Consider the following 17,709-nt stretch of genomic DNA (forward strand, 5'->3'; position numbering starts at 1 on the left):
GACTAGCCGCCATAGACGTCGAATTCAAAGTACTTGTCGTTGATTTCCTTGTATTTCCCGTTTGCCAGGATCGCGGCGATAGCCTTGTTGAACATTTCCTTCAGGTCACCGTCTTCCTTGCGGATTGCGATACCGGCGCCTTGGCCGTTGATCACGGGATCCGGGGTCAGCGTGCCGAGGAGCTTACAGCAGGCACCATCGTCGGACTTGAGCCAATCAGAAAGCACCACAACATCGTCGATCACGGCGTCGATACGGCCGTTGGCAACATCGAGTTTGTACTCGTCCGGCGTCGGGTACAGCTTCAGGTCTGCCGACGGCAGCTTTTCTTCCGCATAGTTCGAGTGCGTCGTGGAAGACTGCGCACCGAGCATCACGCCCTTCAGATCGGCGTCAGTGGTGCCGGTGAGTTTGGAATCCTTCGGTACGGCGATTGCCGGCGGGGTGTTGTAGTACTTGTTGGTGAAGTCGACCTTCAGCTTGCGCTCTTCGGTGATCGACATGGAGGCAATCACCGCGTCGAATTTACCGGCCTGCAGGGCCGGAATCATGCCATCCCAGTCCTGGGTGACGAATTCGCATTCGACCTTCATCTCTTCGCAAAGCGCGTTTGCGATATCGATGTCGAAGCCGACCAGCTGACCGTCTGCGGTCAGGGAGTTGAAGGGAGGATAGGCGCCTTCGCTGCCGATCCTGACCTTCGACCAGTCCTTTGCCTGCACGCCGCCGACTGCGGCAAGAACGATAGCGGCGGCGGCGGCCAAACGCTTGATGTACATAATTTCGGTCCCCTAAATAACTTGTTGAGCGGAGCAGCTTGGATGTGCCAGTCTCGCCGAATGTCAATATTCCCATCATTTTTTCGTAAAATTCAACCGTTAATCCCGCGGTGTAAGGCAGGGTTTTGTAGGAATGCGGGTTATTGCCGTAGCGTTTTCCTCTTCTCACCGGTTCAGTCGGGCAGATTTTTCCAAAGAAGCTGGTATAGCGGATGAAAATGCCCATTTGAAATCGGTCGATTCCGGGAAAGACGGAGCAAGAACTTGCCGGATTTTCAGCTGTTCATCGGTAACAAGAACTATTCGTCCTGGTCGCTCCGCCCGTGGATCGGATTGAAGCAGGCCGGTATTCCCTTCAACGAGGAACTGGTGCCGTTTGATTTCAAGAACGGCAATCCGGACTTCCGGCCGTTCTCGCCGACCATGAAGGTGCCGATTCTGAAGGACGGATCTCTGACGGTCTGGGAATCGCTCGCGATCCTGGAATATGCGGCGGATGTCTTTCCGGACGCGAGCCTTTGGCCGGGCGATGTCGGCTTGCGCGCGCAGGCCCGCGCGATCTCCGCCGAGATGCACGCAGGTTTCGGCGCGCTTCGCTCCGCCTGTCCGATGAACATGCACCGGAAACCGGGCCGGATCGCCATCGATGGCAAGGTGCGAGCGGACATCGACCGGATCATCGACATCTGGCGGGAGTGCCTCGACCGTTCCGGCGGACCGTTCCTCTTCGGTGGCTTTACGATCGCGGATGCCATGTACGCGCCGGTCGTCAGCCGGTTCGCAACCTATCTTTTGTCCGACGACGCGACGGTTTCGACCTATAGCTCTGCGATGACGTCGTTACCCGCCTGGATCGAATGGCAGGAAGCCGCGGTCAAGGAGCCTTGGGTGGTCGAGGAAGAGGAAGTCTGAGACAGACGTCCAAAGGGCAACTGAAGACGGCGCGTTCTAAAAGAACGGAATGAAGTCGACAAGGCTGCCGCGGGGAACCGAGGTGGCGTCTTCGGGGATTTCGATCAGGCCGTCCGCTTCGCGCAATCCGGTGATCAGGCCCGACCCGTCCCGGTCGAACTTGCGCACGACTGTCCGTCCGGCCGCGTCCTTGTTGAGAATGCCCCGGTAGAATTCCCGCCGATCCGGTTTCTTCTTGGCCACCTCGAAATCGGCCGGGACCTGGAAACGGCGCGGCTCGAGGAAAGGACCGCCGCCCAGCACGGACAGGACCGGGCGCGCGTAAAGCAGAAAACACACCATCGCCGCGACCGGATTGCCCGGAAGACCGAGAAAGACGCATGAGCCGATCTGGCCGAACATCATTGGCCGACCCGGCTTGATCGCCAGTTGCCACATGTGGCGCTTGCCGAGCCTGTCGAGGCTGGAAAGCACGTGATCCTCTTCGCCGCGGCTGGCGCCTCCGGTGGTCAGCAGAACATCCGAACGCTCCGCCGCCGCCTGCATCGTGTCGCCGATCGTGTCGGCGCGATCCTTCAGAACCCCAAGGTCCTCGATCTCCACATCCAGGTTCTGGCAAAGCGCACGCAGCAGGAAGTGATTGGAATCGTAGACTTCGCCGGGCTGTAGCTCCGGTCCCGGCCGGCGGATCTCGTCGCCGGTGGACATGAGCGCGACCCGGACCTTCCGATGGACCCTGATGTTGGCCCGGCCGGTCGAGGCAATGGCGGCAAGGTCCTGAGGGCGAAGCCGTTGGCCGGGCGACAGCAGCACCGTGCCCCTGGCGAGATCCTCGCCGGCCCTGCGCCGGTTCGCGCCTATCTTGAGGCCGGCCGGAACGATCACGAAGGACTGGCCGTCCTGCTCGTGGGTCTCGCAATCCTCTTGCATGGCGACCGTATCGGCGCCCGGCGGCATGATGGCCCCGGTAAAGATCCGCGCCGCGCCCCAGGGGGCAAGTGGTTTGTCGCTCGGGTGCCCGGCCGCGATCCGTTGTTCCAGGCGGAAAAAACCCCCGGCCTCTTCATGATCCTCGAAGCGGAACGCATAGCCGTCGACCGCGGAATTGTCCGACTGGGGAACGTCGCGCGGGGCCGTGATCTCTTCCGCCAGAATACGGCCCCAGGCCTGTTCCAGCGGAACCTCTTCCGGCTCGGTGACGCAATGCATCCGTTCTTTCAGGATCGCCAGCGCCTCGGCGTGCCGCAGCCGGTCCTTGTCATGCAGGAAGCAGTCGTCGAGCAGGGGCTTAGCCGACACGGTTCGGCTCCTTCAGTTGCACCGTGGCGGCGATAAAGTCTGCCATCGCGCCGACGTTGTCCAGGTCGAACACCGGCAGGTCCGTGTCTGCAACCGGATGATCCGCCGCAATCGCGATAATGGCGGGATCGGTCGGCGCCAGCGGTTCGGAATTCCTTGATTCCGTGCGCCTGGCCTCGATCTTCGGATGGCCCTCGCGCTTGTAGCCTTCGATCAGCACCAGGTCGCAGGGCGCGATCCGTGCGAGGATGGCGTCCAGGCCCGGTTCATCCTCATCCCGGAGCTCGTGCATCAGCGCCCAGCGGTTGCCTGACACAAGCGCGACCTCGACGGCTCCGGCCTCCCGGTGCCGGTAGCTGTCGGTATCTTTCTTGTCGATGTCGAAGTTGTGGTGGGCGTGCTTCACGGTCGACACCTTGAACCCGCGCCGGGTGAATTCCGCGACAAGCCGGGTCACAAGGCGGGTCTTGCCGGAATTTTTCCATCCGGTAACTCCGAAAACGCGTTGTTCAGTCATCCCGATATCAGACCCATTGCACGGCGGGCGGCTTCGAGATCCTCCGGCCGGTTGGCATTGAAAAACGGATCCATGCCGGTCTCGTCATCCTCGAAGGCCACTTCGACGCTCTCGTGCCGGTCAACGAAGGCAAGCACCTTGCCGTTTTGACCGCTTGAGAGCCAGTCGTGGAGGTCGCTGGCAAGAGCGACGGGCCACAGTCCGAATACCGGATGAAGGCGGTCATGGGAGCTTGACAGCGCAATCACCGGCCGGTCGGTGGGAACGGCGCTCAGCAATCGGGATACGAGGGTCTTGGGAAAGAACGGCGTGTCGCCGGCGACCGATACCACGTAGCGTACACCGGGAGCGTGATCGCGGGCGTAAGTCACCCCGGCGAGAATGCCTGCGAGGGGGCCGGCATAGTCACCCACCGGGTCGGCGACCACGGGAAATCCGAAATCGGCAAAACGCGCCGGATCGCCATTGGCGTTCAGGATGATGTGTTCGGTCTGGGGGGACAGCCTGTCGATGATATGTGCCAGCATCGACTTGCCGCCCAATTCGATCAGCGTCTTGTCGCCGCCGCCCATGCGCCGGGACTGGCCGCCGGCCAGGATGCAGGCAACAAGGCTGGTTTCGTTCGGGTGTCGCGTGTGAGCTTTGATCATTCCGCGGCAAGGCTCCCCTTGCGCCGGATCTTGTCCGGTTCGTCCTCGGCGGAGGACGGTTCCATGTCGAAGTCGATCCGGTCCTCGCCGGCTAGAGCGATTAACCGCTTGCCCCGTGCCCGGCCGATCAGTGTCAGCCCGGCCCGACGGGCAAGGTCGACGCCCCAGGCGGTGAAACCGGACCGGGAGACCAGGATCGGAATGCCCATCATGACGGTCTTGATCACCATTTCCGAAGTCAGCCGACCGGTGGTGTAGAAGATCTTGTCCTGCGCCGGCACATTGTTGAGGGTCATCCAGCCGGCGATCTTGTCGACCGCATTGTGCCGTCCGACATCTTCCATATAGACCAGCGCCTTGTCTTCCCGGCACAGGACGCAGCCATGGATCGCGCCGGCCTCCAGATAGAGCGACGGCGTGGTGTTGATCGTCTTTGTGAGATTGTAGAGCCAGGACGTTTTCAGCCGGGCGTCCGAGGTGAGCCGCGCTTCATCGAAACTTTCCATGACATCGCCGAAGACGGTACCCTGCGCACAGCCGGAGGTGCGCACCTTCTTCTTAAGCTTCTCCTCGTAATTCGTTTCCCGCTCGGTGCGCACAACGACCACTTCCAGGTCGTCATCGTAGTCGATGCCGGTAATGACGTCGTCGGCGCGCAGCATGTTCTGGTTTTTCAGGTAACCGACCGCGAGCAGGTCCGGATGGTCGCCGATGGTCATCATGGTGACCACTTCCTGGGAATTCAGATAAAGCGTCAGGGCTTTCTCCGTCACCACCTGGGTGTCGATCGGCCGGCCGTCCTGATCGATCCCGCTGACCGTCGTCGACAGGCGCGAATCCGTCGGGTCGGGGCGCAGGAGATAGCTGTCTGTTGAAGAAGGTTCGTCGCTCATTCTGGAAAGAGTAGGCAGTGTGTCCGTCTTGGGCAAGATGATTACGGCGCGCTGCGCCTGAACCGCATCAGCGCCATGAAGGCCCCGCCGGCAATCAGCCCCCAGAATGCCCCGGACACGCCGAAAAAACTTAACCCCGAAGCTGTTATGAGAAAGGTGAGGATGGCGGCTTCCCGCGTTTCCGCTTCCTTAGTCGCGGCCATGAGCGAATTGGCAAAGGCGCCGATCAGGGCAAGGCCGGCCACTGCCTCGATCAGGACCGGCGGTGCGGCTGCGATGAATGTGGTGGCGGCGGCCGCGACGAGGCCGAACAGGATGTAGAAAAACCCGCTGAACACGGCGGCCCAGTAACGGCGTTTGGGATCCGGGTCGGCATCCTCTCCGGCGCACATGGCGGCCGTGATGGCGGCCAGATTGACCGCGTGCCCGCCGAAGGGGGCCGCCAGCAGACTGAAGACGCCGGTCAGGCTGAACAGCCGGCCACCGTCAGGGAAGTAGTTGTTGACCGAAAGCACGGCCATTCCGGGAATGTTCTGCGACGCCATGGTGACGATGAACAAGGGCAGGCCGATCCCGATCGCTGCACCCACAGTGAAGTCCGGCATGACGAAAACCGGGTGTGTCAGGACGCTCAGGCCTCCGAACTGGGCCGGATCACTGGTGACATAGATCAGGATGGCAGTCGTCAGCACGGCGAGCGGGACGGCGTAGAGCCGCCGGAAGCGGAAGGCGAGTGCCCAGACGACGATAATGGTCAGGGCTTCGGCCGGAAACTCGCCGATGGCGCGGGCCGGCGCCAGGCACAGGCCGAACAGCACACCTGCCAGCATGGCATTGGCAAGCGGCATGGGGATCGCGGCCACGGCCCGTCCCAGAGGCCGGAACAGGCCGGCTGCAATGATCAGGAGCGCGCACAGAATGAAAGCGCCTACGGCCGCCGGAAAGCCGCCTTCGACCGCGCCGCCGGTCGCAAGCAGGGCAGCCCCCGGTGTCGACCACGCGATGCTGATCGGCATGCGCGTGGTAAGGGCCGCCACGATCGCACAAGCGCCCATGGCGATGGACAATGCCATCAGGCCGCTCGCCGCTTGATCCGAGCTGGCGCCGACGGCAAGCAGGCCCTGGACGACCACAGCAAAGGAACTGGCGGTGCCGACGATGGAGGCCAGAAGACCCGCGGAAAAGGTTTGCAGCGACGGAGGCGAAAGCGTCATGATGAAAAACGGAAAGGATGTGGGAACGGGGCTGAGGAGAGAGAAGAGCCATCCTTAACCGACGCGGTCGCGAAAGCCACGCTAAAAAAATCTTAAAAACGGGATGCGCGAAGCCGGACCCGGGCAGGCCCGAACAGGATTGACGATCCGGCGTTCACAAGCCGAACGAAACCGCGGGTCTCAGATCATCAGCATTGTGTTGGTCAGTCGACCTTCAAGCAACTCCAACGAATAGTGCTCGACGGCTTCCAGGGCCGATTCACGCGTGAGCTCCGAGGTGTTTTCCAGGAGCGGCTTCAGGGCCGGATTGAGCGCCGCGTCGACACCATCGGTCAGATCGCGGAAAAACATCAGGCAATTGGGAAAAAGCCGGTCTTCGGCCGGTTCCTGGAAGATGGCTTCCAGCGTGTTCAGGCGCGGATCGGTCAGGACGCAATAGACCGTGTCGAGCACGGGCCCCGGATCGCCTTCGAGAACCTGAACGATGTGCTGGTCGGCAAGGAACAGGGCGCCGGTCACACCGGATCGGCGGTTGATGCGACGGATACGCGACAGGCTTCTCTCGATTTCTGCCGAAAGCGACCGCGACAGAACTCCCCAATCGATCCGGCACCGGTAACAAACACGATATAAATGCATGGCTCGTCTCTTCCCATCGACGTCCCGATGTTTCGAGCCTGCGCCTCAATTCGTTCAAATTTTATGAAAATTCGACTGAATTCCACGCAAGGAAAGTCATTATAACTTTCTAACCTTACGGCGGCATTGCCGGATCGTTACGGATTTCCCCGAATGCTTGCCTGTTCGAAAGTTTGATTGCCTCGGTTGTGGTGCTGGATCGGTAGCTAGAACGGACGCTCTTCACCCGACCATTTGAAGAATTTTCCGGTATCGTCCATGGACAGGCGGTCGGCGATCCGGACGATGCCTTCTGCGACATCGGTTGCCTCGTGATCGGCTGCCGCTCCGCCCATGTCGGTGCGAACCCAGCCCGGATCGATCAACGCGACCGCGATCTGGTCCGCTTCCAGGTCGGTGGCAAGCCCCTGCATCACCTTGTTGACGGCTGCTTTGGAGGCCCGGTAGGCGATCCGGTCCGACTTCCCGTAGCCCATCCAGGCCATCTGGCTGGAGACGGTCAGGATCCGGCCGTGCTTTGCCTTGCGAATCTGCGGCAAAAACGCCTGCGCGACGGCGAGCGGGGCCAGCGTGTTGATGGCGAGGGTCTCCGCAAAGCCCGAAAAATCCATGTCCAGCGTGGACTGCCTGTCAGGCCCGATAATACCGGCGTTGTTGATCAGGATATCGATAGGCTCTTCGATACTGTCCGAGGCCCGTCGGATGGCATCATGGTCGGTGACGTTGAAGGCGAGGGGGTGAAAAGTCGCCCCGAGCTTCGCTGCTGTGTCATTCGCCTGGGTCTGCGTGCGGGCCGAACCGTAGACGGTCCAGCCTTTTTCGATCGCTGCCTTGGCAAGCGCGAAGCCGATACCGCGATTGGCGCCGGTGATGAGGATCGTGGTCATGGAAAGTGTCTCGCTCGGGAAGGGAAGGCCTTGCTTGGAAAGTCATGCTGCGATTCTCCGATGGAGGCTACCCGTGACGAGGTGATTTGCCCATGCACCGGCAAAGCCTTTCCGGTTTCCATTGACGCCCCAATATGGGTGACTACGTTATGCGCACATGTGAAGGCCGAGTAGCGGCCATCGGAATTGAGACGCGAACCGGGGCAACGGAATGAGCGAAGAAATCAAGAAGGCAGTGCTGGAGCGGCTGTCCAAGGTCAAGGGGCCGGATCTGGAAGGAGATCTGGTCTCATTGGGCCTTCTGTCGGAAATTTTCGTTTCCGATGGCCGGGTTGCCTTTTCCATCACCGTGCCGGCCGACCGTGCCCAGGCGCTGGAACCTTTACGTCAGGCCGCGGAAAAGGTTGTGAAGGAAATTCCGGGCGTCGAGACCGCCATGGTCGCTCTGACGGCGGAAAAGGCGGCGGGCAGCTCCGGCGCAGCGCCGGTGCGCCCTGCGCCATCCAAGGCGCAGGTGGGCAGCGTACCGCCACCCATGCAGGCGCGCGCCCAACAGCAGGCACCGGAGCAGCCGGTTCAGAAGCCGGGTGTCCCCGGCGTCAAACACATCATCGCCGTCGCATCGGGCAAGGGTGGTGTCGGCAAATCGACAACCACGGCCAATCTCGCCTTGGCGCTGCAGGCCAATGGCCTCAAGGTCGGGGTGCTCGACGCCGACATTTACGGCCCGTCCGTTCCCCGTCTTTTCCGGGTGACCGGGCGGCCTGAGCCGGTTTCGGGACGGATCCTGAAGCCGCTGGAAGGTTATGGTGTGAAAGTCATGTCCATGGGCTTCATGGTCGAGGAAGACACGCCGATGATCTGGCGCGGCCCGATGGTCATTTCGGCGCTGACCCAGATGCTGCGCGAGGTCGCCTGGGGTGACCTCGATGTTCTGGTGGTCGATATGCCGCCCGGAACCGGCGACGCGCAGCTGACCATGGCCCAGCAGGTGCCGCTTGCCGGCGCAGTGATTGTCTCCACGCCACAGGATCTGGCGCTGATCGATGCGCGCAAGGGGCTCAACATGTTCCGACGCGTTGATGTTCCCGTCCTGGGTATCATTGAAAACATGAGCTATTTCCTGTGCCCCGATTGCGGCGGCCGGCATGATATTTTCGGTCACGGCGGCGCACGGGCCGAAGCGGAAAAGCTCGGCGTGCCGTTCCTTGGCGAAGTGCCGCTCGACATGCAGATCCGCGAAACGTCGGATGCCGGAACGCCGGTCGTTGTTTCCGATCCCGACGGTCCCCATGCGAAGGTCTACCGGGAGATTGCGGCGAAGGTCATGGCCGAAATCGCCCGTTACACGGGGGATGAGCAGCGGGCAACCCCGAAGATCGTCATCGAATAATACGGTCCGGATCCTGCCCGGACTTTCTATCTCTGCGTAAAGAGCCGCCTTCCTCTGAGGCGGCTCTTTTAAGTTGAGGCTCGGGAGCAGTTTTTTTCTGGGCGAAAAGGTCTTTTTCAAATTGTTATTTTGCAGCGCAGCATGATGTGGGTTGAGCGGCTGTTCGAGCGCTCTGAAAATGTCCGTAGTGTAGTTTTCGTCAACTCCCAGCGAAAGCCTGGATTTGCCGCTAAAAATTCCGTAAGCATATGATATATAAGGGAAAAATATAGTTATGCGCTGGATTAAATTCAGAATAATGAATGTATTATAGCTGAGCAAAACTGAATCCAGTCAGTTCTGAACCGACGATTCCACTCCGGATTCCGGCCGGATCGGCATTTCGGCACCCGACTGGGATCCGCGCGCGTTCTGATGCGATGCGGTATGATTTCACTTTTAGTGTCATTTTGTAGTTTTATTTTCGAAAAAATGAAGAACAGAAATGAAAAGTGACTTAAAGCGGTTTAATATTGCGGCGCAGTATTGATTTCATTTGCGGGCCGTCAGGATCAGAGCGATGATCTTACCCTGAGGGAGAACGCATAGATGTCGCAAATGACGTCTCAGGAACTATCGATCGCGCCGGAGGACAGCGACCGGGCCGTCCTTTATGGATTCTTGGGCAGGCTGATGCAGGCAGCGCCGTCCGAAGAGGAAATTGCGTCCATCCGCGCGCTGACTGTCGACGATACGCCGGTCGGGGATGCGATCGGTCGTTTGGCTGCCGCTGCCCGGACCGAGGACGCCAGCAGTCTCAAGCGCGCCTATCAGGATCTTTTCATCGGTCTCGGGCGCGGCGAGTTCGTACCCTATGCATCCTATTATCTGACCGGTTTCCTTCACGAGAAGCCGCTCGCCGACCTCAGGACGAGCATGGCCGGGCTTGGCATTGAACGCGCCGAAGGCGTGAGCGAGCCGGAGGACCATATCGCTGCATTGATGCAGATGATGGAAGGCATGATTGTCGGCGAGTTCGGAGAACCGGCAACGCTTTCGGAGCAGAAGGCGTTCTTCCAGAAACATATCGGTTCGTGGGCGGGGCATTTCTTCAAGGATCTGGCTGCCTCGCAGACAAATGCGTTTTACGCCGCCGTCGGGGTGCTCGGCGGGATTCTGATTTCTGTCGAGGATGAGGCCTTCGGCATGGCCCGATAGGCCGCTGAACGGCAGGACAAGAAACAGCCGTACCATTGGTCGGTCGGACCTGAGGCGGCAACGAGTAAGAATAGAGTTGGAGAGAGAGAATGAAGGACAGGAAAGAGCAGGACGCCGGCGGACGGCGGAACTTTTTGAAACTCGCCGGTCTTGGCGCTCTGGCAAGCGGTGCGACGGTCGTGACCGGTTCCGCTGAGGCGGCTGAAGCGGTCGAGCAGGGCGGAAGCGGATATCGGGAAACCGATCACGTAAAGAAAGCTTACGAAACCGCACGGTTCTGAACAATTAACCGGTCTGCGACGCGGTGGATCGGTTCGGGGAATTGGCTGGACGGCTGTCCTTCACGGTTCCGATCGAGGGAGAGACAAGAATGCTCAGAAAAAAGACAAGCGGTGTGGCGCGGCGCGGCCGGCTTTCATCTGCCCTGGCTGACTTTGGCGCGACCACAATGGATCGTCGGACGTTCCTCCGCCGGTCCGGTGTTGCTGCCGGCAGCCTGGCCGCCCTTTCGGCGGCATCGGGGGGCATGGTGCAGAAGGCCCAGGCCCAGGCGGCGACCGCCGGCAAGGTCGATATCAAGAAGTCCGTCTGCACCCATTGCTCCGTCGGCTGCACGGTACTGGCCGAGGTCAAGGATGGGGTGTGGATCGGTCAGGAACCCGGTTTCGACAGCCCGTTCAATCTCGGCTCCCATTGTGCCAAGGGCGCTTCGGTGCGTGAGCACGCCCATGGCGAGCGCCGGCTGAAGTATCCGACCAAGCTGGTCAACGGCAAGTGGGAGCGCATCTCCTGGGATCAGGCGATCGAGGAACTCGGCGACAAGATCCTGGATGTGCGCGAGAAGGATGGTCCGGACAGTGTCTACTGGCTGGGATCGGCCAAGCACAGCAACGAGCAGGCCTATCTGGTGCGCAAGTTCGCAGCCTTCTTCGGCACGAACAACGTCGACCACCAGGCACGTATCTGTCACTCGACCACGGTCGCAGGTGTTGCCAACACCTGGGGCTACGGCGCGATGACCAACTCCTACAACGACATCCATAATTCGCGCGCCATCTTCATCATCGGCGGCAATCCGGCCGAGGCGCATCCGGTATCACTGCTGCATGTGCTGAAGGCGAAGGAAGAAAACAATGCGCCGCTGATCGTTTGCGATCCGCGTTTCACGCGCACGGCGGCCCACGCCTCCGAATATGTCCGCTTCCGTCCCGGATCGGACGTCGCCCTCGTCTGGGGCATTCTGTGGCACATCTTCGACAACGGCTGGGAAGACAAGGAATTCATCCGCCAGCGCGTCTGGGGCATGGATGAGGTCAAGACCGAAGTCGCCAAGTGGACGCCGGAAGAAACCGAGCGTGTCACCGGCGTGCCGGGCTCGCAGCTCAAGCGCGTTGCCAGGACGCTGGCCAACAACCGTCCGGGCACCGTGATCTGGTGCATGGGCGGCACCCAGCACACCAACGGCAACAACAACACCCGCGCCTACTGCATCCTGCAACTGGCGCTCGGCAACATGGGCAAGGCCGGCGGCGGCACCAACATCTTCCGCGGTCACGACAACGTTCAGGGCGCGACCGACCTCGGCGTTCTGGCAGATACCCTGCCGGGCTACTACGGCCTTGCCGACGGATCCTGGGCCCACTGGGCGCGTGTCTGGGACGTGGATGTCGAGTACATCCGCGGCCGCTTCGCCACCATGAAGGGTGCGGACGGCAAGGACGTCGCCATGATCAACGAGAAGGGCATTCCGGTGTCCCGCTGGATCGACGGCGTGCTTGAGGATGAGGACAAGCTGCAGCAGCCGCACAACACCAAGGTGATGGTGTTCTGGGGGCATGCGCCGAACTCGCAGACCCGTCTGCCGGATATGAAGGTGGCGATGGAGAAGCTCGACACGCTCGTCGTGATTGATCCCTATCCGACCATGTCCGCGATCCTGTCCGACCGCAAGGACGGCGTCTATCTGCTTCCGGCCTCGACACAGTTCGAGACCTCCGGATCGGTGACGGCCTCCAACCGCTCCCTCCAGTGGCGCGAGAAGGTGGTCGAGCCGCTGTTCGAATCCCTGCCGGACCACGTGATCATGTACAAGCTCGCCAAGAAGCTCGGCTTCGCGGACGAGATGTTCAAGAACATCGAGGTCAATGGCGAGGAGCCGCTGGTCGAGGACGTGACCCGCGAGTTCAACCGGGGCATGTGGACCATCGGCTACACCGGCCAGTCGCCGGAGCGGCTGAAGCTGCACATGGCGAACCAGCACACCTTCGACCGCACCAGCCTGCGGGCGAACGGCGGTCCGTGCGATGGCGATTTCTACGGCATGCCCTGGCCGTGTTGGGGAACTGCGGAAATGGGCCATCCGGGAACGGCGAACCTCTACGATCCGTCGATCCCGGTTGCCGAAGGCGGCCTGTGTTTCCGCGCCCGCTTCGGGGTGGAACGAAACGGCGACAACCTTCTGGCCGAGGGCTCCTGGCCGGAAGGCTCGGAAATCAAGGACGGCTATCCGGAATTCACCATGGCGATGCTGAAAAGCCTCGGCTGGGACGGCGATCTGACCGACGAAGAACGCGCGTCCATCGAAGCCGTGGCCGGAGACAAGACCAACTGGAAGACCGACCTGTCCGGCGGTATCCAGCGGGTGGCGATCAAGCACGGCTGTGCGCCGTTCGGCAACGCCAAGGCCCGTGCGGTGGTCTGGACCTTCCCGGATCCGGTGCCGCTGCACCGCGAGCCGCTCTACACAAACCGCCGGGATCTCCTGGACAAATACGCGACCTATGAAGACAAGACCTTCTGGCGCGTCCCGACCATGTATAAGTCGATCCAGGAAAACGACTTCTCCAAGGACTTCCCGATGATCCTGACCTCCGGGCGCCTCGTCGAATACGAAGGCGGCGGCGACGAAACCCGGTCCAACCCGTGGCTGGCCGAGCTTCAGCAGGACATGTTCGTGGAAATCAACACGACCGATGCCAACAATCTTGGCATTCGCGACGGGGAGATGGTCTGGGTTCACGGACCGGAAGGCGGCAAGGTCAAGGTAATGGCCATGGTGACCGAGCGGGTCGGCAAGGGCGTGGCCTTCATGCCGTTCCACTTCGGCGGTCACTACCAGGGCGAGGACTTGCGGAGCAAGTACCCGACCGGGGCAGACCCCTACGTCCTGGGTGAAGCATCCAACACGGCCCAGACCTATGGATACGACAGCGTCACCCAGATGCAGGAAACAAAAGCAACATTGTGCCGCATTGAGCGCGCGGCTTAAGGGAGGGAGAACTCATGGCACGAATGAAATTCCTCTGTGACGCCGAACGCTGCATCGAGTGCAACGCCTGTGTCACGGCCTGTAAGAACGAAAACGAGGTGCCCTGGGGCATCAACCGCCGCCGGGTGGTGACCATCAACGACGGCAAGCCGGGCGAACGGTCCATCTCGGTGGCCTGTATGCACTGTTCCGACGCGCCGTGTACGGCCGTCTGCCCTGTGGATTGCTTCTACCAGACCGACGAAGGTGTGGTGCTGCATTCCAAGGACCTGTGCATCGGTTGCGGTTATTGCTTCTACGCATGCCCCTTCGGCGCGCCGCAATATCCGCAGGCCGGCAACTTCGGCTCGCGCGGCAAGATGGACAAGTGCACCTTCTGTAACGGCGGTCCGGAAGAAGACAACTCCGCGGCCGAGTTCCAGAAGTACGGCCGTAACCGTCTTGCGGAAGGCAAGTTGCCGCTGTGCGCCGAAATGTGCTCCACCAAGGCCCTGCTTGCCGGTGATGGCGACGTGGTCTCCGCGATTTATCGCGAGCGCGTGGTCGCCCGTGGCTTCGGTTCCGGCGCCTGGGGATGGGGTACGGCCTACAGCCAGAAGGCAGGCAACTTCTAAAAGCATCCCTTGGCGGATAGCTTGAACGATAAAGGACGGAGGCGGCTGACCAGTCGTCTCCGTTCTCTGCCTTGACAGCAACGGAACCGCAGACAGAAGTCGGGAATTCGGGTCGATGATTTCCAAATCCATCAAAACGGCGGGGCGCTTGGTCCTGGTCGGTGCGCTGTTCGCCCTGACCGGACTTGCCGGATGCCGCGAACAGGAAGAAAATAGGCCGATCAAGCTGGAAAAAGGCCAATATGAAGGCAAGACGGATACCGGGTTGAGCGACGAGCAGCGCCGCGAATTACGCTTCCGTGGCGAACAGCAGAAGTTCTGATCGGCGAACAGGCTTGCGAGCCCCATGCGCAACCGGAGGACGGAAACCCGGACGCGGAGGAGGCATCAGGAGGACCAGATGATCTGTAACCGGAAAAACATGAAACACTTCGGCTCGCGCGGTCTGGTGCCGCTTCTGGCCTTTGCAATGATCGTCTTGGCGCTCGCCGGAAATCCGGCCGCGGCACAGAATTCGCTCGCACCGAATACGGCCCCGGAGGCAAGCCCGTCCGGCGGCATGGTTCCCGGCGACACGCTGGGCACGACGTCCGATTCCGACTACTGGCGCGCGGTGCGCCACGGCCTGCAGGGCAATGTCTCCATTCCCGACAAGAAGGCGGGGACCCTGGTCCAGTCGGAAGGCGAGGCCTGGCGCTCGTTCCGCAACGGACCGCTGACGCTCTATGCCAGCTGGGCGCTGCTCGGCACCATCGTTCTCCTCGGTCTGTTCTACGCCATTCGCGGCCGCATACGCATCGAGCACGGAAAGTCGGACCAGACCATCACCCGCTTCAAGGCGGTGGAACGCTTCGGCCACTGGATGCTCGCCGTCTCCTTCATCATCCTCGGCCTGACGGGGCTGAACATCCTCTATGGCCGATACGTCCTGAAACCGGTGATCGGCGACGGCGCCTTCGGCTTTATCACCCAGATGGGGAAGTACCTGCATAACTATCTCGCCTTCGCCTTCATGGCGGGCCTTGCGATGATCTTTGTCATGTGGGTGCGCCACAACCTGCCGGACCGAACCGACATCAAGTGGATCATCCAGGGCGGCGGCATCTTTTCAAAGAAGCTGCATCCGCCCGCGAAGAAGTTCAATGCCGGCCAGAAGGTGATCTTCTGGCTTGTGATCATCGGCGGCGTGTCCCTGTCCCTGTCGGGCTGGGCCCTGCTGTTCCCGTTCAGCACCCATTTCTTTGCAGACACCTTTGAAAAGGTGAACCTGATTTTCGGTACGGAACTTCCGACGGCGCTGACGGCACTGCAGGAGCAGCAACTCAACACGCTCTGGCATTCGATCATGGCCGTCTTCATGGTCTGCGTTATCCTGGCCCATATCTACATCGGCTCCATCGGGATGGAAGGCGCGTTCGATGCCATGGGCTCCGGTGAGGTCGATCTCAACTGGGCGAAGGAACATCACTCCATCTGGGTGGAGGAGCATCAGGCCGACATCCACAAGGCCTCCGGGTCCGGGGGCGCGCCGCAACCGGCTGAATAGGACTGTGTCATGGCAAAGGCGCCACGGCTCTGGCCCGCTGCGATGATCATTGCGACCCTGGCGGCGCCGGTGGTGCCTGCCTACGAAGCTTTGGCCGGCTGGCCGGAGCGATTGGCAGGCCATGGCGGTCCGGTCAAATCCGTCAGCCTGGATCGCTCGGGAAACCGCCTGCTGTCGACCTCCTTCGATTATTCGGCGATCGTGTGGACCTTGCCCGGCGGGGAAGGGGAGCCGACGCCTGAACGCTTGATCGGCCACAACGCAGCCGTCAACGACGGCCGCTTTCTTGGCCGTGATCGGGCCGTGACCGTGTCCGACGACAGCGACCTGATCCTCTGGGATCTCAAGACCGGGGCGGTCCTGTCCCGTTTTTCGGGAAAAGGCGAAAAGGTCCTGAGCCTCGACGTGTCGCCCGACGAACGCTATGTCGCCGTCGCCTCCTGGGAGAACGAGGCGCGGGTCTACGACATCGCCGCCGATCCGCCGCGTCAGGCCTCGACCCTGACCGGCCATCGCGGCAACGTCAACGCCGTCGCTTTTTCGCGCGATGGAGACAAGCTCTTTACCGGCTCCTACGACGGCGGCATCCGCCAGTTCGATCTGAAATCCGGAGCTCTTGAGCGCGAACTTTATAACTTCGGCTGGGGCGTGAACACACTGAAGGCGCTGCCCGACGGCAAGACGCTGCTGTTCGGCGTAACCGACGGCAAGGTCGGCGTTCTGGACATTGCGACCGGCGAAGAGGTGAAGGTGCTGCCGCCCCACCTGCGGCCCGTGCTGTCCCTGGCGATTTCCCACGACGGTAAACGGGCGGCAAGCGGCGGTGGCGATGGCGTGATCCGTGTGTTCGATCTGCCAAGCTTCGAACTGCTCGAGGAATTTGAAAACCCGTACGGTCCGGTCTGGGGGCTGGATTTTTCCGCTGACGGCAAGAAGCTGTTCCACGTCGGCCTCGACGACCAGATCCATGTCTGGCAGATCTCGCCGCGCAAACCGTTCGAGCCGGTCGATGTGGATTTCCCCCGACGGTTCCAGGTCACCAACACGGACGATCCGGGCGAGCTTCAATTCGCCCGCAAATGTTCCGTCTGCCACACCCTGACGCCTGACGGCGGCAACCGGGCCGGGCCGACGCTCTACGGCGTCTTCGGACGCAAGGTCGGCACGCTTCCGGGCTACCCTTATTCGAAAGCGCTACTGGATGCCGACTTCGTCTGGAACGAAAAAACGATTTCCGATCTTTTCGATCACGGTCCGGATGTGGTGACACCCGGATCGAAGATGCCGCTGCAGCGGCTGAAGACTGTCGAGGATCGCGACGCACTCGTCGCCTTCCTGAAACGGGCCACCGATCCGAACGGCCCGCAAACCCAATCCGGAGGAACCGCCCAATGAAAGCCTTCATCTCAGGGATCTGTGCCATGGCCGTGATCGGCGTGGCCGCCTGGTTCGTTTTGACAAGGGAACTCGATTATTCCTCCATGGCCGTCTACACGACCGGCAACGATGCGGTCCGTCTCGATCCCGGTATGGGCGAACGGCCCGGCGAACACGAGTGAGCCGAAAAAACGTTACATAATCAATCTCTTGCAGCGCCTTTGTGAATCAGCTCCGAAGGTGGTTGAATCAGCCTCTCAACAACCTGAATCACTTTCGCAGAAAGGACGGGTTGGATACGGGAAGGAATCGTAAAATGATCAATGACAATTTCAACATGTCCATGCGCAAGTTCCTCAAGCAGGTCGGCGTGACTTCGCAACAGGCTATCGAGGAGCATGTCCGCAAGACGGGTCTTAAGGGCGGTCATCTCGATACGAAAATGACCCTGACCATCGAGGGGGGAGGTGTCGTCCACGAGGTCAAGGGACGCATCGATCTGGACTAGGCCAAGGATACCGATC

At 61.0% G+C, this 17,709-nt stretch carries 19 protein-coding genes; 11 read left to right on the forward strand and 8 right to left on the reverse strand.

What is annotated here, in order from left to right:
- Positions 1-2: 2 nt before the first annotated feature.
- Positions 3-779, reverse strand: coding sequence for an ABC transporter substrate-binding protein (locus tag ACN0SO_RS00375; protein WP_417673363.1), 777 nt, complete (start codon positions 777-779; stop codon positions 3-5).
- 264 nt (positions 780-1,043) lie between these two features.
- Between ACN0SO_RS00375 and ACN0SO_RS00380 the strand changes: the two genes are divergently transcribed.
- Entirely contained in the window at positions 1,044-1,691 is a 648-nt protein-coding gene (locus ACN0SO_RS00380) for a glutathione S-transferase family protein (protein WP_417673365.1), read from the forward strand.
- 36 nt (positions 1,692-1,727) lie between these two features.
- Here ACN0SO_RS00380 and glp read toward each other — a convergent pair whose 3' ends face one another.
- The 7 genes from glp to ACN0SO_RS00415 form a co-directional block, all read right to left on the reverse strand.
- The gene (glp, locus tag ACN0SO_RS00385; protein WP_417673367.1) at positions 1,728-2,990 is read right to left on the reverse strand and encodes a gephyrin-like molybdotransferase Glp; all 1,263 of its coding nucleotides are present in this window, start codon (positions 2,988-2,990) and stop codon (positions 1,728-1,730) included.
- Positions 2,980-3,507: a molybdopterin-guanine dinucleotide biosynthesis protein B gene (gene mobB, locus ACN0SO_RS00390; protein WP_417673369.1), complete on the reverse strand. Its 528-nt coding sequence runs from the start codon at positions 3,505-3,507 to the stop codon at positions 2,980-2,982. The genes glp and mobB overlap by 11 nt, the downstream gene beginning before the upstream one ends.
- Entirely contained in the window at positions 3,504-4,157 is a 654-nt protein-coding gene (gene mobA / locus ACN0SO_RS00395) for a molybdenum cofactor guanylyltransferase MobA (protein ID WP_417673371.1), read from the reverse strand. Before mobA ends, mobB begins: the two co-directional genes overlap by 4 nt.
- On the reverse strand, positions 4,154-5,050 hold the full coding sequence (fdhD, locus tag ACN0SO_RS00400) for a formate dehydrogenase accessory sulfurtransferase FdhD (RefSeq protein ID WP_417673373.1): 897 nt from the start codon (positions 5,048-5,050) through the stop codon (positions 4,154-4,156). Before fdhD ends, mobA begins: the two co-directional genes overlap by 4 nt.
- 41 nt (positions 5,051-5,091) lie before the next feature.
- Positions 5,092-6,264 carry a benzoate/H(+) symporter BenE family transporter gene (locus ACN0SO_RS00405; RefSeq protein ID WP_417673375.1) on the reverse strand — a complete coding sequence of 391 codons (1,173 nt, stop codon included), beginning with the start codon at positions 6,262-6,264 and terminating at the stop codon, positions 5,092-5,094.
- Between the two features lie 180 nt (positions 6,265-6,444).
- Positions 6,445-6,903, reverse strand: coding sequence for a BLUF domain-containing protein (locus ACN0SO_RS00410; protein ID WP_417673377.1), 459 nt, complete (start codon positions 6,901-6,903; stop codon positions 6,445-6,447).
- A gap of 206 nt (positions 6,904-7,109) precedes the next feature.
- Positions 7,110-7,790, reverse strand: a complete 681-nt coding sequence (locus ACN0SO_RS00415; RefSeq protein WP_417673379.1) for an SDR family NAD(P)-dependent oxidoreductase — start codon at positions 7,788-7,790, stop codon at positions 7,110-7,112.
- A gap of 211 nt (positions 7,791-8,001) precedes the next feature.
- Here ACN0SO_RS00415 and apbC point away from each other — a divergent pair, with 211 nt between their 5' ends.
- The 10 genes from apbC (at position 8,002) to ACN0SO_RS00465 (ending at position 17,693) form a co-directional block, all read left to right on the forward strand.
- Entirely contained in the window at positions 8,002-9,183 is a 1,182-nt protein-coding gene (gene apbC / locus ACN0SO_RS00420) for an iron-sulfur cluster carrier protein ApbC (RefSeq protein ID WP_417673381.1), read from the forward strand.
- Between the two features lie 588 nt (positions 9,184-9,771).
- On the forward strand, positions 9,772-10,380 hold the full coding sequence (locus ACN0SO_RS00425; protein ID WP_417673383.1) for a TorD/DmsD family molecular chaperone: 609 nt from the start codon (positions 9,772-9,774) through the stop codon (positions 10,378-10,380).
- A gap of 89 nt (positions 10,381-10,469) precedes the next feature.
- The gene (locus ACN0SO_RS00430; protein ID WP_417673385.1) at positions 10,470-10,661 is read left to right on the forward strand and encodes a twin-arginine translocation signal domain-containing protein; all 192 of its coding nucleotides are present in this window, start codon (positions 10,470-10,472) and stop codon (positions 10,659-10,661) included.
- Between the two features lie 89 nt (positions 10,662-10,750).
- A complete protein-coding gene (locus ACN0SO_RS00435; RefSeq protein ID WP_417673387.1) occupies positions 10,751-13,648 on the forward strand; it encodes a formate dehydrogenase subunit alpha in 2,898 nt (965 codons plus the stop codon).
- Between the two features lie 14 nt (positions 13,649-13,662).
- The gene (gene fdh3B, locus ACN0SO_RS00440) at positions 13,663-14,262 is read left to right on the forward strand and encodes a formate dehydrogenase FDH3 subunit beta (RefSeq protein WP_417673389.1); all 600 of its coding nucleotides are present in this window, start codon (positions 13,663-13,665) and stop codon (positions 14,260-14,262) included.
- 115 nt (positions 14,263-14,377) lie between these two features.
- Positions 14,378-14,584, forward strand: coding sequence for a hypothetical protein (locus ACN0SO_RS00445; protein WP_417673391.1), 207 nt, complete (start codon positions 14,378-14,380; stop codon positions 14,582-14,584).
- Positions 14,585-14,662: 78 nt separating this feature from the next.
- Complete coding sequence (locus ACN0SO_RS00450) at positions 14,663-15,808, forward strand: formate dehydrogenase subunit gamma (RefSeq protein ID WP_417673393.1); 1,146 nt, start codon at positions 14,663-14,665, stop codon at positions 15,806-15,808.
- A gap of 9 nt (positions 15,809-15,817) precedes the next feature.
- Complete coding sequence (locus ACN0SO_RS00455) at positions 15,818-17,203, forward strand: c-type cytochrome (protein ID WP_417673395.1); 1,386 nt, start codon at positions 15,818-15,820, stop codon at positions 17,201-17,203.
- Entirely contained in the window at positions 17,200-17,367 is a 168-nt protein-coding gene (locus tag ACN0SO_RS00460) for a hypothetical protein (protein WP_417673397.1), read from the forward strand. Before ACN0SO_RS00455 ends, ACN0SO_RS00460 begins: the two co-directional genes overlap by 4 nt.
- Positions 17,368-17,501: 134 nt before the next feature.
- Positions 17,502-17,693, forward strand: a complete 192-nt coding sequence (locus ACN0SO_RS00465; RefSeq protein ID WP_417673399.1) for a DUF6494 family protein — start codon at positions 17,502-17,504, stop codon at positions 17,691-17,693.
- The last annotated feature ends 16 nt before the right edge of the window (positions 17,694-17,709 follow it).

It is taken from the genome of Roseibium sp. (genome assembly GCF_048260565.1).
In the GTDB taxonomy this organism is placed as follows: Bacteria; Pseudomonadota; Alphaproteobacteria; order Rhizobiales; family Stappiaceae; genus Roseibium.

Coding starts and splice junctions, on each gene's coding strand:
- ACN0SO_RS00415 (WP_417673379.1), bottom strand. CDS start 7,790: ATGACCACGATCCTCATCACCGGCGCCAATCGCGGTATCGGCTTCGCG.
- apbC (WP_417673381.1), top strand. CDS start 8,002: ATGAGCGAAGAAATCAAGAAGGCAGTGCTGGAGCGGCTGTCCAAGGTC.
- ACN0SO_RS00465 (WP_417673399.1), top strand. CDS start 17,502: ATGATCAATGACAATTTCAACATGTCCATGCGCAAGTTCCTCAAGCAG.
- ACN0SO_RS00450 (WP_417673393.1), top strand. CDS start 14,663: ATGATCTGTAACCGGAAAAACATGAAACACTTCGGCTCGCGCGGTCTG.
- mobA (WP_417673371.1), bottom strand. CDS start 4,157: ATGATCAAAGCTCACACGCGACACCCGAACGAAACCAGCCTTGTTGCC.
- ACN0SO_RS00425 (WP_417673383.1), top strand. CDS start 9,772: ATGTCGCAAATGACGTCTCAGGAACTATCGATCGCGCCGGAGGACAGC.
- ACN0SO_RS00445 (WP_417673391.1), top strand. CDS start 14,378: ATGATTTCCAAATCCATCAAAACGGCGGGGCGCTTGGTCCTGGTCGGT.
- fdh3B (WP_417673389.1), top strand. CDS start 13,663: ATGGCACGAATGAAATTCCTCTGTGACGCCGAACGCTGCATCGAGTGC.
- ACN0SO_RS00405 (WP_417673375.1), bottom strand. CDS start 6,264: ATGACGCTTTCGCCTCCGTCGCTGCAAACCTTTTCCGCGGGTCTTCTG.
- ACN0SO_RS00375 (WP_417673363.1), bottom strand. CDS start 779: ATGTACATCAAGCGTTTGGCCGCCGCCGCCGCTATCGTTCTTGCCGCA.
- ACN0SO_RS00455 (WP_417673395.1), top strand. CDS start 15,818: ATGGCAAAGGCGCCACGGCTCTGGCCCGCTGCGATGATCATTGCGACC.
- ACN0SO_RS00435 (WP_417673387.1), top strand. CDS start 10,751: ATGCTCAGAAAAAAGACAAGCGGTGTGGCGCGGCGCGGCCGGCTTTCA.
- fdhD (WP_417673373.1), bottom strand. CDS start 5,050: ATGAGCGACGAACCTTCTTCAACAGACAGCTATCTCCTGCGCCCCGAC.
- mobB (WP_417673369.1), bottom strand. CDS start 3,507: ATGACTGAACAACGCGTTTTCGGAGTTACCGGATGGAAAAATTCCGGC.
- ACN0SO_RS00460 (WP_417673397.1), top strand. CDS start 17,200: ATGAAAGCCTTCATCTCAGGGATCTGTGCCATGGCCGTGATCGGCGTG.
- ACN0SO_RS00430 (WP_417673385.1), top strand. CDS start 10,470: ATGAAGGACAGGAAAGAGCAGGACGCCGGCGGACGGCGGAACTTTTTG.
- ACN0SO_RS00410 (WP_417673377.1), bottom strand. CDS start 6,903: ATGCATTTATATCGTGTTTGTTACCGGTGCCGGATCGATTGGGGAGTT.